We start from the raw sequence: 13,710 nt of genomic DNA, 5'->3' as shown, positions 1-13,710 counted from the left end.
AAATGGAAATATTTAGCCGCATGGCCGGGCGGACAGAAAGGTCATACACACGTACCCGGCAGATAAAATAAGATAGTCATATAACCGTTCTAATAGATATGTGGTTAGTAAGATAAATGTGTGACAGAGCGTAACGGTCCGTCGGTCACGCCCGCGCAATATATCCGACCTGATAAGCGCGAGCCGGACAAGTGACGGCCTGCGGCGTTCGCCATAAGGTGAATGTCAGGCGCCGCCAGCCGCAGGCGTCCAGTGCGGACACCCGTGCCAGCGCGTTGTCCAGCGGCCGATGGTGAGTCAGTAGCGCGAGATCGCTGTAAGGTTGTACGGGGCTGATTTCACAGACGGCCCAACTCGCCTGGCTGATAGCCGTCGATATGTCGGCAGACAGCACCGGAAAGGTATCAATACGCGGCCAGCCAAAGGCCGGCGTCAACCTTTTGAACCCCTCGCTGGCTAAAAAGCGGTGCATACTGTCCGCATCCTGCCAGAGATAAAACGGGGCATAACTGTTTTCCTGGCCGTTCATATCGGCGCCCTTCTGCCAGGCGTAAAGAAAAGCTTTAAACAGCAGGCCTGGAAAGCCATCCATTTTTTTGCCGTTGTCAGCAATCCTGCGCTGAATGATTGTCATATCGTAGTCAGCGGGAAGAACAAAACGGTACTGCATCGCCAGCATATTTTTTCTCCTCAGCGTGATGAGATATCGGCCAGACTAAACACCTTGCCGTTGCCAAATGACCAGTCCTCGGGGTCACTGAAATTCACGACAATCATGACGTCAGCCGGATTAATGCCAATCGCCTTTACCAGACGCGCATTCAAATCTGCATAAAAAGCCTGCTTTTGTGCGAGGCTACGCGCTTTCCCTGCCGTAATGTGAAACAGAAGAAAGTCATCACTTCGGCCCGTCTGCGCGCTGCACAAATAGTGCCGGTCAAAAATACGTGTATGCCGGTGATAACTGTCAAAGAACTGAAAACAATCCCCGTGCGGCACAGAAAAAGAGGTCTCGAATGCGTCCTGTAACGCCGTGGAGATAGCCTCACGCCACTGTTCAATACGGTGTTCAGATATCGCAATACGACTGACGGGCATAGATATTCCTTACTCTGAGGGCGTGTTTTTAAAAACCGTGAGGGCGGAAACAGCCGCCGGCCAGCCGCAATAAAAGGCCAGGTGGGTCATCATTTCCGTGAGCTCAGCCTCAGAGAGGCCATTCGTGCGAGCCAGTTTCAGATGCCAGCTCAGTTGTTCGGGTCGGTTTAACGCAATAAGCGCACTGACAGTAATCAGACTTCTGTCTCGCGGTGAAAGCCCGTCGCGCTGCCAGATATCGCCAAATAAAATGTCTTCACTCAACGCTGCCAGCCTGGGCGCGATCTCAGCCAGATTTTCGCGCGTTAACGGTATGGGATTCATTTCTCTTTCCTTCTGTGGGTGTGATAAAAAGATAAAATGCGGCGATGATTTATAAAATCAGAAATATTGGGACAAACAGTCCCGTTTTATGGGATGAATAAGAATGGCGAAAAGGCCCGTGACGTTTGATGCAGAAAGCCTGCGTACGTTTGTGACCGGTATTGAACTGGGGAGCTTTGCGTCTGCCGCGCAGCGCCTGGGCCGATCAACCTCGGCGGTGAGCGCTCAGCTAAAGAAACTGGAATACCAGGCGGGAGCAGCGCTGGTGCAGAAGTCAGGACGGCATCTGACGCTTACCGCGCAGGGTGAGATTATGCTTGCCTATGCGCGCAGGCTGATGAGCCTGAATGACGAAGCCTGTGCCGCCATCAGGGCCAGCGGGATTGGCGGAGAAGTGCGGCTGGGTTTGCAGGAAGATTTTGGCGAAACATTCCTGCCTGCCGTTCTGGGTCAGTTTTCGCGTGCGCATCCCGACGTGCAAATTTCAGCATCCGTAAGCCGCAATCAGCCCTTACTGACCGCAATACGACAGCACGAGATTGACGTCGCCCTCTGCTGGCAAGGCGAGGAGTCGACAGCGCACAGTCAGTCACTTGGCGCGTTGCCGCTCAACTGGATCAGCGTAAAGGGTTTTGATGTCCAGAGTCTGCTGGACGCTAAACAACCACTACCCTTGCTGGTCTTTGACGCGCCCTGCCTTATGCGTAGCGCCGCCACTGCGGCGTTAGACAGGGCAAATATTCCCTGGCGCATTGCGTTCACCAGCCGCAGTCTGAGCGGAATATGGGCCGCCGCGGAGGCAGGGCTGGGTATTACCTTGCGGACACAGATGGGCTTACCGTCTTCGCTAACATTGCTGACATCAGCTCTGCCGGAGATGGGCACGATTGGCGTCAGCCTGCACTGTGCTGAAAAACCGTTATCCCCTGCAGCCGCATCACTCTGCGAGTCGATCAAAGCGCACTTTGCTGGTCTGTGACGGACCGGAACGCTTTACCTCGGGCGCGGCATCACTGGTGTGAGTCGCTAATCAGTGCAAAGAATTCACCCCACCAGATGAATGAACAAGGTGATAGTGGTGAAGAAACTGGGGGTTTTCCTTATTAGACTGCACGTTAATCTCTGCCCTGCTGCCGCTTCTCGTTACGCTGTCACGGATAGCACAAACTTCTGGCGGGCCGATGAAAGCGGGTTTTCCGCGAAAAGGTATGTTCGCAGATTATCTGCTGCTAACGCTATTTTGCCGCGAAAGTTGATGCCGGCACCCTGGCAGGAAATCGTTAAAGTATGATGTAACTAAAATGCATAACACAGCGCTGTTCGCGTTTCCCCTGCATCAGACACGCTGAACCCGCACCCACAAAACGCTAGCCCCGGCTGATTTCTCCACCAAAACCGGACACCCTGAGTTGGTCACCCGTGATATCAACCCACGCAAAGGGCACCGCTGTGGGGCCATCCAGCATGCCTTTCAGAGTGAAAAATTTCGTCCCGTCGATACAGGCATAACCTCCACGATGATCGTGCCCGGCAAAGCAGGCGCGTACGCGATAACGTGTGAATAACGCCACCAGCGCGGGGGCATTCATCAGGCGGTGCGTGGTTACGGGCGCCAGCGGATAGTGGCCAAAAACAATCACGCTTTCCCGTGACTGTTGGGCAGCCTGTAACTGCTGTTCAATCCAGTTAAATTGTTGCCTGCCAACGGCACCGTTCCAGGGCTGCGCCTGAGGTTGTTGGTCATGTTGCAGTTGCGCTAACAAGGCTGCGGCCTCTTCACGATCTCGGCCGTTGAGGGTATTACAGTACAGGCTCATATCGTTGCCATCGTAAACAACAAAGCGCCAACCGTTAAAACGGAAAGCGTAATAGCCTTTGGGTAAGGGAGCCTGATTATCTAGTCGTTCAGCGATGGTCTGCGCATCATGGTTGCCCAGTACCACGGCATGCGGATGCTGTAACCGAGCAAAAACCGGCAGTATGGCGGCATAGCTTTGCCAGTGGCGATCCACCAGATCGCCCAGCGTCACCACAAAATCCAGCGGCTCCGCGTTGAATGCCTTGATGACCTGGCTGAGTTTATTAAGGCCATTGCGGTAGTAAAGATTGTTGCTGATATCCGGGTCCACATCAGCATACTGAGGATCGGCAAGCAGACCAAAACGGATGCCATTATCTCTGACGGGCAACGCACGTAACGATGGCGGCTGATACAGCGACGCAATATCCGCCAGCAAGGTACGTTGTGACGGGCTGAGAGTGTGCGGCGTTAACATGTTATTTTCCTTAGCGAATGCCTGCGCGCATAAATGACTGGATAAACTGGCGCTGGAACACCAGAAACAACAGCAACAGCGGCAGCGTTGTCATGATCGTTGCCGCCCCAATCAGTGCCCATTGCACGCCCTGCTCCGGTGCCGAAAATAACTGCAGTCCTACCGTCAACGGACGGACTTTTACAGAATCCGTAATAACCAGCGGCCACAGAAAATCATTCCAGTGGAAACTAATGGAGACCAGTGCAAAAGCGATATAGATTGGCCTGGCCAGCGGAATATAGATTTTGCGCAGGATATAAAACCGACTGGCGCCCTCTACAATGGCCGCTTCTTCCAGCACCACAGGGATGCTTTTAAAGGTCTGCCGCAGCAAGAAAATCGCAAATGCTGAAGCAAAATACGGCAAGGCAATGCCGGTCAACGTATCGCGCAAGCCCAGCGCACCAATGGTTTTGTAATTATTCAGGATCAGGACATCCGGGCTTATCATCAGCTGTAACAGGATAAGCGCGAACAGAAAACCCGAATATTTCAGGCGAAACCTGACCAGCGCGTACGCCGCCATCGTGGCCAGGATAAGCTGATACACCACAATCATGACCACCAGCAATATGGTATTCAGGAAATAGCGGCCAAAGGGCGCGGCGTGCCAGGCATCCGTGAAATTTTGTAGCGTCAGGGGTGCCCACAGCGAGAAGCTTCCCTGATCGGCCGCCGGGTGAACCGCTACCCACAACGCCACCAGTATCGGTAACAACCACAGCAGCGCCGCCAGCCAGATAACCATATTCAGGCACAGTCGGCCCGCAGAGAATTCAGGCTTCATTGATAGTGCGCTCGCTTATCCAACAGGGAAAATTTCAGCACCGCAATCAGGGCTAAAATCAGCAGCAATACGACGGTCATCGCCGCTGCCGCAGGGAGATCCCAGTAGCTGAATGCCGTACGGTAGATATAAAACAGTAACAGGCTGCTGCTGTTGTCCGGGCCACCGTTGGTCATCGCAATCACCTGATCGACGATACGAAATGCATTCATTGAGGCATTAATCAGCACGAACAACGTTGTCGGCATCAGTAGCGGCCACTGGACGCGGCGAAAAAAATACCCCTTTGACGCCCCTTCGATTTGTGCAGCTTCGCTGAGGCGCGGATCGATCTGCTGTAACGCAGCCAGATAAAAAATCATAAAAAAACCAGCCTCGCGCCAGACAGAAACGGCCATCAGGCACCCGAGCGTCGTGCCGGGTTCGCCGAGCCAGTTAACCGGTGCGACAGAAAAAAGCGCGAGCAGCTTATTCAGGAGTCCCAGCTGTGGTGTGTAGAAAAACAGCCACAGGTTGGCGATAGCTATCATCGGCAGCAGAGAGGGAATAAAGAAGGCTGCACGCACAGCGGCGTTACCCGCCAGCCGTCGGTTAACGGCCAGGGCCATCAGTAACGCCAGGGAAACCGCAAGCGGTATAGTGATCAAGGCATACAACAGGTTATTCCACAGCGACCGGATAAACACATCATCATCCAGCAGCGCAGCGTAGTTATCCAGCCCGACAAAGTGGGCCGGATGACCTGCACGGGCAGCGCTGAACAGGCTTTCCCACACCGTTGCCAGCGCAGGATAATGGGTAAACAGCAGCAGAAAACCCAGCGCCGGTAAAATCAGCAAATAGCCACACAGCTGAAGTGAACCGCGCCGCACACGCGGTGCGGGCGTTGCTGTTGCCGCCACGTTCATCGCCATCCCCTTACTGATAGGCCTTCAGTAAACGATCGGCCTGCTTCTGTGCCGCTTCCAGTGCCTCAGCCGGGGTTTTAGACTGCGTCACCGCCGCCTCAATGGCATGGTTCAGGGCTTCCTGTATCTGCACACTGTTGTAGGTAGAGAGTTCAAGCTGGGCATATTTCAGTTGTTCACGAGCGACCAGCGCCTGAGGAACCTGCTTGACATAGTCTTGCATCGCTGGCGTTTCCCATGCTGCCGGGGAGGTAGCGACATAGCCTGTCGCAATACTCCAGCGCGCCGCCTGCTCTGGCGCGGTGACCCAACGGATAAATTCCATGGCGGCTTTTTGCTGTTCCGGTGAAGCACTTTTGAAAACGTAGAGATTACCGCCGCCCGTTGGGCTGCCGCGCTGTGTTTTTTCAGGCAACATGGCAACACCAAACGGGAATTTGGCATTTTTGCGCACCACACTCAGGTTGCCGGTGGTGGTAACCATCATGGCCGTTTTGCCACTGAGGAAATCCTGTGGTGTCGTGCCCCAGGCAATCGCGCCTTTCGGGGAAACGCCCGCCTTCTGGCCTAAATCGGTCAGCCATTGCAGCGTTTCGACATTGTTGGGCGTATTAAAATAGACCGCCGTGCCCTTGCCGTTATCCAGATGCGCGCCGTTCGTGGCCGCAAAACCCTGGAAAACCCAGTAACCATTGGGTGTCGTCGGGATTTCGATACCCCATTGACTGACGTTATCGCCGTCTTTCACGACCAGTTTTTTACCGAAATCCACCACCTGCTGCCAGTTCGCAGGCGCTGTATCAGCAGCCAGACCCGCTTTTTCAAACGCCTGTTTGTTCCAGTACAACACCACCGTCGAGCGCTGAAAAGGCACGCCCCAGACTTTGCCGTTGATGTGGCGCAAAAAAGCGGGGTAAAAGCTGTCGATCCATTTTTTACCGGCGTCATCCTGAGCCAGATCGCTGGCCGCCACAATAGCCCCTGCATCCATCAGAGAGTAGGCTTCGATATCACCAATGACCGCCATTTGCGGCGCATTCCCGCCACGAAAGGCGGTTAAGGCTTTCGTAACCGTTGTGGCGTAGTCACCGGTATAAACAGGCTGAATGCTGACCTCAGGATGAATTTTTTCGAAATCGGCCACCAGCGCTTCCACGGTATGGCTGATCTCCCCACCGACCGCGATAGGGTAGTACATTTGCAGTTTGACCGGCTCGGCGGCAAAGACTGCCGTGCTCGTCGCGATAAGTAAGGCTGAAAGCAAACGTGACAGACGAATGGCTGGCATGATTTTCCCTTAGGTAAAAGTTAAACGGCGTATTGTTTGAAAGAGGCAGACATCTGCTGTTCAGCGTGTAAACAGCGTTTACCGCTCGCAGTGTAAAACAGGTATTGCTTATCGACAGGCCATTGCAGCCCGGTCAGATGACCTTCGTTAAAACGTTTCATGCCCGGCACGGTAACGGTTAAAACGGCCTGGCTGCCTGTTAGCTGACAGACCACTAACGTATCTGCGCCCATGTATTCGTAGTTCACGACGTTGGCAGTCAACCCCGCACTGTGAGGATCAATGAACTGGATATCTTCCGCCCTGATCCCCAGACTGAGCGCCGTCTCAGACGACTCGCTGACCACAGGCTGAGTGAGCTGGCTCAAAAAGTGCCTGCCGTTGACAGAGGTCAGCGGCAGAATATTCATGGGCGGCGCACCGATAAACTGCGCCGCAAAAATACTGGCCGGATTGTTATACAGGTTGTCTGGCGTATCATGCTGCTCAATCCGGCCATCATTCAGCAGAATGATGCGGTCAGCCATGCTCATCGCTTCCGTCTGATCGTGGGTGACATAGAGCATCGTCAGGCCCAGCGCTCTCTGCAGCGCACGAATTTCGCGACGCATACTTTGGCGCAGTTTCGCGTCAAGGTTAGAAAGGGGTTCATCCATCAGGCATAAGGTGTTGTTGGCAATCACGGCACGTCCGAGTGCAACGCGCTGCTGTTGGCCGCCCGAAAGCTGTGCAGGTAACCGATCCAGCAACGTCTCCAGTTCCATTAATTTGCTGACGCGGCTCAGGCGGCCAGCAAATGTCTGCCTGTCCTCACCGCGCGCTTTTAAACCAAACAGCAAATTTTCGCGAACGCTGAGATGCGGAAACAGCGCATACGACTGAAAAACCATCGAAAGTTTGCGCTCTGATGGCTGCAGGTGCGTGATATCGCGATGACTGAAACTGACCGTTCCCTCATCCGCGGTTTCCAGTCCGGCGATCGTCCGAAGCAGCGTCGACTTACCGCAGCCTGACGGACCTAACAGCGCTACAAAGGTTCCTTTTTCCGCTTCGAAACAAATGTTATCCAGAGCAGTTTTTTCGCCCCAGCGTTTAGTGATGTTGTGAAGCGCCAAATGGCTCATAGCTTCGCCGCTCTGCCAATGAGAATGGCAGTAAGCTAGCGGAGCAAAATGAAAGATTTATGGCTGAAAAGTGTCAGCATAATGACAGAACGTGATGTGATTATGGCGGCTAACGGTTCTGCAAGGTGCAGAGACGGTTAAGCGTTGTGCCGACAGGCTATCGACGCCCTTCGTGCCGTGCTGCTGACAGGACCTGATCTGATTCGTTTGAAGGCAGTTAACCTGTTTTGGCGGGTGAAAGCCAGTACGGTTAAAGAGCACAGCGCACTCTTTTGTTATCCTCACGACACGATTTTTAAAGGATGATGTCAGGAGAGATGATGAGCGAGATAATTAACCTGTTTACCCGTCACAAAAGCGAACGCAGCTTCACCGATCAGCCGGTCGATGATGCCATTCTGGATCGCATAATCAGCACTGCTTATCGCGCGCCTACCTCCGTAAACTCACAGCAGGTTTCTCTGGTGGTGACACGCGATCCGGCTAAACGCCAGGCTATCTCGCAAATCGCGGGCGGCCAACCGTGGATCGCTAAAGCCCCTGTCTTTATCACTGTGGTGCTGGATATGCATAAATCACGGATGGCGATGGCCGCCGTAGGCAAAGAGCAAATTGCCCAGCAAAGCATTGAAAGTATTGTTTCTGGCTCGACGGATGTGGGTATTGCCCTGGGAAGCATCATGGCTGCAGCCCGTTCAGAAGGACTGGGCATTGTGCCGATTGGTGGTATCCGCCGCGATCCTGACGCCATGATCGAACTGCTTAACCTGCCAGAATATACCTTCCCGGTCGCAGGTGTGGTTATCGGCTATGTTGATCAACCCGCGTTTCAGAAGCCACGCCTGCCAATGCAGACTTTCCGTCATGAGGAAAGCTACCATACCGAAGGCCTGGAACAACAGATTGCCCACTATAACGCCGAGATGGTGCAGCACTGGAAAGATACAGGCCGCGCCGACGGCGAAAGCTGGAGTGACAGCGTGAGTGGCTATTACCAACACATCTATTTCCCCAAAGTCCTGCCCGCACTGCATAAGCAAGGCTTCGGTAGCGACAAGTAAGACACCACTGCCCGGTGCTAATCCGGGCAGCGGCACTGAATGGCGCGACGTTACAGACTAGCACCGTTTCGCCCTTCGTGTTTTGTCCGGTACAAGGCATCATCCGCACGCTTGATCAGTGATTCTGCATGCTCTGGCCCTTCGCCAGCCTCCGTAGCCGCCACCCCCGCACTGAGCGTAACGCAACCCGTTGTGAGCCCCGTTGAGACATGAGGTATGGCCCGTTGTCTGACGGTCTCGACCACACTTAAGGCAACGGTCAACGCATCCCGGGCCGACGTATCGGCCAACACAATCGCAAATTCTTCGCCGCCATAACGGGCCGCGATATCCGTGCGACGTTGGGCAAATGTTTTCAGTATCTGGGCGACCTGCTGTAAGCATTCGTCACCTGACACATGGCCATAAGTATCGTTGTAGCGTTTAAAATAGTCGATATCGAAAAGGATCAGCGACATCGGCCCGCCGCTGCTGCGCGCATGGAGCAGGCTTTTTTTCAGGAATTGATCGAAATAGCGACGATTTGCCAGCCCTGTAAGCCCGTCCGCGTTTGCCAGACTCTTCAGCGACTGATTCGCGGCGGTGAGCTCATCGCGAAGATGCGTCAGTTCAAGTTGATAACGCAGGCTGCGCCTGGCTTCATTCCGGATAAATATCCAGAGCAGAATAATGCCCACCAGCAATACAAGGCTCAGTAAAACCCCCTGCACGCGGCTTTGCATCCACTCTAAAAAAAGCCGTTTGGTATCAAATCCCGCGGTCACAACTACCGGATAACGGCTGGAGCTGACAAAACCAAATATTCGCTTTTCGCCATCCAGTTCGGCTTTCCACTGGCCGCTTCCGCGCTCGGCGTTGGCTAATAACTGATGGAAAAGTGGACTGGAGGAGAGGTTTTTGCCGATATAGCTGTCTGGCAACGGGCGCGCATACAGCACCGTACTGTCTGCCAGCATAAGCACCAGTAAATCCTGCGGGCCGATAACAAAGTAATCGTAATAATGGCGGAAATAATCAATGCTAATCGTGGCGAGCAGCACACCTTTGAAGCCGCCATAGTCGTCATTAATCCGTAAGGATACCGGGATGACATAGCGTCCCGAGCTGCGGCTGCGGAGCGCCGGACCGACATGCACGCTGCTACGAAGATTATGTTTATGGAAAATAAAATACTCCCGGTCAGCATTGTTATTTCCTTTGGGCATCTCAGTAAGCGAACTGGCTGTCCATCGCCCTTGTGAGTCAAAGTAAAACATGTCCTCCAGTTGAGGAAGACGACTTTGTAAGGTGCGCATGATGTTATTGACTTCCGCCACGTCAATATCCGTTCCGGGCTGGGACTGAATAACGCGCTGTACCTCGCGCAGAGAAAGTTCGATTTGCAAAAAGGTATCTTCTGCCTGACGGGCCTGTGCGACAGAGAGATCAATCGCACGCTCCTCGGTTGACCGGACGGTTCTCTGCCAGTCCATGTGCAGCGTCCAGGCATTAACCACAATCACGCCCAGCGTCAGTAAACTACAGGCCAGTGTTATGCTTCTGAGCAGCGGGGAAAGGCGCATCATTGCAGCATCTTTTTTACGACGTAATTCCATGCCGGTTTACCGTTTTTTCGCTATGGGATACCGCAACATATCAGAAATAACATGTTAACAATGACAACCACACAGGCCATTTCTGCCAACTGTGTTTAGTGTAGATGACGGTTACGCTTTCACGCGCATGCTGTGCATGTCAGCGAGAGGAAAGAGAATCTTCTCCGGCGGTGGAAGCATAATGCGGCAGGGCGAGTGAGCTGCTTATCAGGTTTCCCCTCTGCCCTCAGAGACAGAGGGGAAGATGCCTTAACGTCGACGACGCCACCACCAAAACAGCCCCCCAATGACCACCAGCACGCCTGCGACCATCGCCCCCCGGACCAACGGCAGCAGCAGTGAAGGCTCACCGCCCTGACGCAATGCTTTCACGCGCTCCGGAGTGATGCGCACTGCACTGTTGCCGATGTCCTGCATCACGTAGTTCGTGACATCGGCAATTTGTGTGTCATTTAAGGTCTTGGCAAAACTGAGCATGCCCTGCCCTTTTGCAGGCCAGACACCGTCCAGTATGACCATCGCCACGTTATCCGCATTGGATTTCTCCAGTACCGGATGTTTGGTTAAGGCAGGCAGGCCGTTAAGTCCCTGTCCTTCCAGGTTATGGCAGGATGCGCAGTTATTACGGTAAATCTGCTCGCCGTCCGTCATATCCGATAACATATCAGGTGTATCGTCCCCGGTGACGGGCGTCAGACCGACAGTGGGCTCCTCGCTGTCGGCATCGGCATCCGTGCTGTCGTCTTCGTGATCGACAGCAGGCAACAGGTAGGTCGCGATAGCGGCCCGATCGTCCGGCGTCATCCGCGAAAAACTTTTGTCGATGGCTTCCAGCATCGGACCGGCCGCCGTTGCACCATTATCGGCGTGACCGCTGGCGAGATAGGCTGCCAGCGACTCGCGTGACCACTGATCGTCACTTTGTAACGCAGCAGACGTAATCGCTGGCGCATACCAGGTCCCGAGAGAAGCGCCCTGTAACGATTTATCCGACTCCTCCGCCATCAGGAAATTACGTGGCGTATGGCAGGTGCTGCAGTGGGTTAACCCTTCCACCAGATACGCGCCGCGATTCCATTCAGCAGACTGGCTGGGATCGGGAGTAAAAGGCTTGCCGTCAAGGAACAGAAGATTCCACGCCGCCATGCTGAAGCGGAGATTAAACGGAAACGGCAACGCCGTTTTTTCTGGCTGTGTATCATCTGCTTTTACACCGTACATAAAATAGGCATAAAGCGCGGAGATATCGCTGTCGTTAATCCGGGCATAGGCGGTATACGGCATGGCCGGATAAAGATGGCTGCCATCCGCGCGAATGCCCTTGCGTAAGGCATCGGCAAACTGCTTCTCACTGTAGTGACCAATGCCTGCCGTTTTTGAAGGCGTAATGTTGGTACTGAAGATGATCCCTAACGGGCTGCCAATCGCATGGCCACCGGTAAACGGTGCTTTGCCCTCTTCTGTATGGCAGGCCGCGCAGTCCCCGGCTACGGCAAGGTATTCTCCCCGCTTAATAAGATCGCCCTGGCTTTCGGCATGCGCAGTGGTCCGCATGAGGCTGAGCATAAGGGCAATCGGCACCACCAGGCGCCTCAGTAACTTATCCATGCTGCGTCTCCTGCAAAATTTTATCAGCCGTGCGCAACGCAAGCGCCATCGCGGTCAGTGTGACATTACAGGTTCCGACCGTGGGCATCACGCCAGTGCCCACCATAAACAGGTTTTCATGATCGTGCGCCCGTCCCCAGGCATCCGTGACGCTGGTAGCGGGATCCAGGCCCATCGACAACGTGCCAGTAATATGTTGGCGATTAGAAAATTTGCCGCTTTTACTGTGGCGAATATTGGTCGCGCCCAGCTTTGCGGCAATCGCGTCATAACATTCACGGGTTTTCGCCGTGCCCTTTTGCACATACTCGTCCACATTCCAGTACAGTGCCGGGGTAGGCAGCCCAAGAGCATCTTTGTTACTGCTTAACGTGACGCGGTTGGTGGGATCCGGGAGCTGTTCCAGGGCATTCTTTATGCTGAGACGACGTGCCGCACGGAAGCGAATCTGTTCCTGAAGTTTTTTGCCAAAATAGCCTTCCTCCAGCACTTCTTTCGTCACCGCGGCGACCTGCGAGGCATTGGAAATATCCAGACGGAATGGCGCGTGTTCACGACGGAACTCACCGTCCCTGAACTGCCCGATTGAGCACGGGCTGACGGGGCCGCGTCCGGGCCAGATTTCTTCATCCACATCAAACGTGACGCCAATCGCGGGGTGATCGCAGAGGTTACGGCCCACAGTGTCCCGGGCATTGCCGATGCCCTGTGGGAATCTCTCGCTGGTGGACATCAGCAGCAGCTTAGGCGTTTCAATCGCATTGGCCGCCAGAACAAATGTCTGTGCCGTCACGCGATGGCGGGTTTTATTCCAGTCATAATAGTTTGCGGCCACAATCCGCCCCTGCGCATCGTGCTCAAGTTGATAAACGACAGCTTCAGTGATTACCTGTACGCCGCTGTCTTCCGCCTGCTGAGCGGCCAGGCCACCGTGATACTGCGCGTCAATGGGGCACACGGGCATGCAGTTATTGTTTCCACAGCAGGCCGGTCGGCCATCGTAACTTCGGCTGTTGCGGCCGGTACTGTCATCCAGTACGGTGAAGTCTGGCGCGAGTCGGGCCGTGACACGTTGCTGCAACCAGGAGGCCGGCACCCGTTCCATCGGAAACGGCTTACTGCGAGGCGAGCCGTTGTCCGGCGATCCGCCGACGCCAGCGATGACTTCGGCTTCATAGTAATAAGGTTCCAGATCCTGATAGCTAATCGGCCAGTCTTTTCCCACGCCATACAGCGAATGTTGCTGAAAATCATTCTGGACAAAGCGCCACAACTGAGCCGCCCAGTGCCAGCTGGTGCCGCCAAAAATACGAATATATTGCGCATTAAATGCCTGAGGCCCCAGTTGCTGCAGGTAATCATTGGGTTCTGGGGTATAGCGCGGTTGGGGTGCCATCGGTGAAAAGGGGTACGGTGACATAAAGTCAGACTTAAAGGCAGAACTGCGGAAGCGCTCCACCAGTTCTCCACGGCTGATCTTAGGTCCGGATTCAAGCAGGATAACGGACTTCCCGGCTTTCGCCAGACGCGTCGCCAGCAACGCGCCATTCACGCCTGCGCCGATAACGACCACATCAGCCGAATTATTCTTCTTCATGG

13 protein-coding genes are annotated in these 13,710 nt (G+C 54.3%); 2 read left to right on the top strand and 11 right to left on the bottom strand.

Annotated elements, in window-relative coordinates:
- Positions 1-145 precede the first annotated feature (145 nt).
- Genes GC087_RS23565 through GC087_RS23555 form a run of 3 tightly spaced genes read right to left on the bottom strand, consistent with a single transcriptional unit; the run spans position 146 to position 1,422 of the window.
- Entirely contained in the window at positions 146-679 is a 534-nt protein-coding gene (locus GC087_RS23565) for a DUF4865 family protein (protein WP_058702458.1), read from the bottom strand.
- 11 nt (positions 680-690) lie between these two features.
- Positions 691-1,098, bottom strand: a complete 408-nt coding sequence (locus GC087_RS23560) for a tautomerase family protein (protein ID WP_058702459.1) — start codon at positions 1,096-1,098, stop codon at positions 691-693.
- A 9-nt stretch (positions 1,099-1,107) separates the two neighbouring features.
- Positions 1,108-1,422, bottom strand: coding sequence for a carboxymuconolactone decarboxylase family protein (locus tag GC087_RS23555; RefSeq protein WP_058702460.1), 315 nt, complete (start codon positions 1,420-1,422; stop codon positions 1,108-1,110).
- A 103-nt stretch (positions 1,423-1,525) separates the two neighbouring features.
- Here GC087_RS23555 and GC087_RS23550 point away from each other — a divergent pair, with 103 nt between their 5' ends.
- Positions 1,526-2,401, top strand: coding sequence for a LysR substrate-binding domain-containing protein (locus GC087_RS23550; protein ID WP_058702461.1), 876 nt, complete (start codon positions 1,526-1,528; stop codon positions 2,399-2,401).
- 388 nt (positions 2,402-2,789) lie between these two features.
- On the opposite strand, the gene GC087_RS23545 is transcribed toward GC087_RS23550, so the two are convergent.
- From GC087_RS23545 to GC087_RS23525, 5 genes are read right to left on the bottom strand one after another with little or no spacing between them, the layout of a single operon-like run.
- The gene (locus tag GC087_RS23545; RefSeq protein WP_058708853.1) at positions 2,790-3,698 is read right to left on the bottom strand and encodes a metallophosphoesterase; all 909 of its coding nucleotides are present in this window, start codon (positions 3,696-3,698) and stop codon (positions 2,790-2,792) included.
- Between the two features lie 10 nt (positions 3,699-3,708).
- A complete protein-coding gene (locus tag GC087_RS23540; RefSeq protein WP_324030687.1) occupies positions 3,709-4,527 on the bottom strand; it encodes a carbohydrate ABC transporter permease in 819 nt (272 codons plus the stop codon).
- Entirely contained in the window at positions 4,524-5,441 is a 918-nt protein-coding gene (locus tag GC087_RS23535; RefSeq protein WP_193750323.1) for a carbohydrate ABC transporter permease, read from the bottom strand. Before GC087_RS23535 ends, GC087_RS23540 begins: the two co-directional genes overlap by 4 nt.
- A 4-nt stretch (positions 5,442-5,445) precedes the next feature.
- Entirely contained in the window at positions 5,446-6,723 is a 1,278-nt protein-coding gene (locus GC087_RS23530) for an ABC transporter substrate-binding protein (RefSeq protein WP_058702464.1), read from the bottom strand.
- A 20-nt stretch (positions 6,724-6,743) separates the two neighbouring features.
- The gene (locus GC087_RS23525; protein ID WP_058702465.1) at positions 6,744-7,847 is read right to left on the bottom strand and encodes an ABC transporter ATP-binding protein; all 1,104 of its coding nucleotides are present in this window, start codon (positions 7,845-7,847) and stop codon (positions 6,744-6,746) included.
- A 320-nt stretch (positions 7,848-8,167) separates the two neighbouring features.
- Between GC087_RS23525 and GC087_RS23520 the strand changes: the two genes are divergently transcribed.
- Positions 8,168-8,908, top strand: a complete 741-nt coding sequence (locus GC087_RS23520; protein ID WP_054687887.1) for a nitroreductase family protein — start codon at positions 8,168-8,170, stop codon at positions 8,906-8,908.
- Between the two features lie 50 nt (positions 8,909-8,958).
- Here GC087_RS23520 and GC087_RS23515 read toward each other — a convergent pair whose 3' ends face one another.
- The 3 genes from GC087_RS23515 to GC087_RS23505 all read right to left on the bottom strand — a co-directional run bounded on the left by GC087_RS23515 (position 8,959) and on the right by GC087_RS23505 (position 13,708).
- Complete coding sequence (locus GC087_RS23515; RefSeq protein WP_058708856.1) at positions 8,959-10,503, bottom strand: sensor domain-containing diguanylate cyclase; 1,545 nt, start codon at positions 10,501-10,503, stop codon at positions 8,959-8,961.
- Between the two features lie 249 nt (positions 10,504-10,752).
- Complete coding sequence (locus GC087_RS23510; protein WP_324030686.1) at positions 10,753-12,111, bottom strand: cytochrome c; 1,359 nt, start codon at positions 12,109-12,111, stop codon at positions 10,753-10,755.
- A complete protein-coding gene (locus GC087_RS23505; protein ID WP_324030685.1) occupies positions 12,104-13,708 on the bottom strand; it encodes a GMC family oxidoreductase in 1,605 nt (534 codons plus the stop codon). The genes GC087_RS23510 and GC087_RS23505 overlap by 8 nt, the downstream gene beginning before the upstream one ends.
- Positions 13,709-13,710 lie beyond the last annotated feature (2 nt).

Origin of the sequence: Pantoea sp. JZ2, from assembly GCF_035191405.1 — a bacterium.
Lineage (GTDB): Bacteria > Pseudomonadota > Gammaproteobacteria > Enterobacterales > Enterobacteriaceae > Pantoea > Pantoea stewartii.
The sequence above is the reverse complement of the archived record's forward strand: the minus strand, read 5'-3'. Positions and strand labels throughout refer to the sequence as shown.

Coding starts and splice junctions, on each gene's coding strand:
- GC087_RS23565 (WP_058702458.1), bottom strand. CDS start 679: ATGCTGGCGATGCAGTACCGTTTTGTTCTTCCCGCTGACTACGATATG.
- GC087_RS23560 (WP_058702459.1), bottom strand. CDS start 1,098: ATGCCCGTCAGTCGTATTGCGATATCTGAACACCGTATTGAACAGTGG.
- GC087_RS23555 (WP_058702460.1), bottom strand. CDS start 1,422: ATGAATCCCATACCGTTAACGCGCGAAAATCTGGCTGAGATCGCGCCC.
- GC087_RS23550 (WP_058702461.1), top strand. CDS start 1,526: ATGGCGAAAAGGCCCGTGACGTTTGATGCAGAAAGCCTGCGTACGTTT.
- GC087_RS23545 (WP_058708853.1), bottom strand. CDS start 3,698: ATGTTAACGCCGCACACTCTCAGCCCGTCACAACGTACCTTGCTGGCG.
- GC087_RS23540 (WP_324030687.1), bottom strand. CDS start 4,527: ATGAAGCCTGAATTCTCTGCGGGCCGACTGTGCCTGAATATGGTTATC.
- GC087_RS23535 (WP_193750323.1), bottom strand. CDS start 5,441: ATGGCGATGAACGTGGCGGCAACAGCAACGCCCGCACCGCGTGTGCGG.
- GC087_RS23530 (WP_058702464.1), bottom strand. CDS start 6,723: ATGCCAGCCATTCGTCTGTCACGTTTGCTTTCAGCCTTACTTATCGCG.
- GC087_RS23525 (WP_058702465.1), bottom strand. CDS start 7,847: ATGAGCCATTTGGCGCTTCACAACATCACTAAACGCTGGGGCGAAAAA.
- GC087_RS23520 (WP_054687887.1), top strand. CDS start 8,168: ATGAGCGAGATAATTAACCTGTTTACCCGTCACAAAAGCGAACGCAGC.
- GC087_RS23515 (WP_058708856.1), bottom strand. CDS start 10,503: ATGGAATTACGTCGTAAAAAAGATGCTGCAATGATGCGCCTTTCCCCG.
- GC087_RS23510 (WP_324030686.1), bottom strand. CDS start 12,111: ATGGATAAGTTACTGAGGCGCCTGGTGGTGCCGATTGCCCTTATGCTC.
- GC087_RS23505 (WP_324030685.1), bottom strand. CDS start 13,708: ATGAAGAAGAATAATTCGGCTGATGTGGTCGTTATCGGCGCAGGCGTG.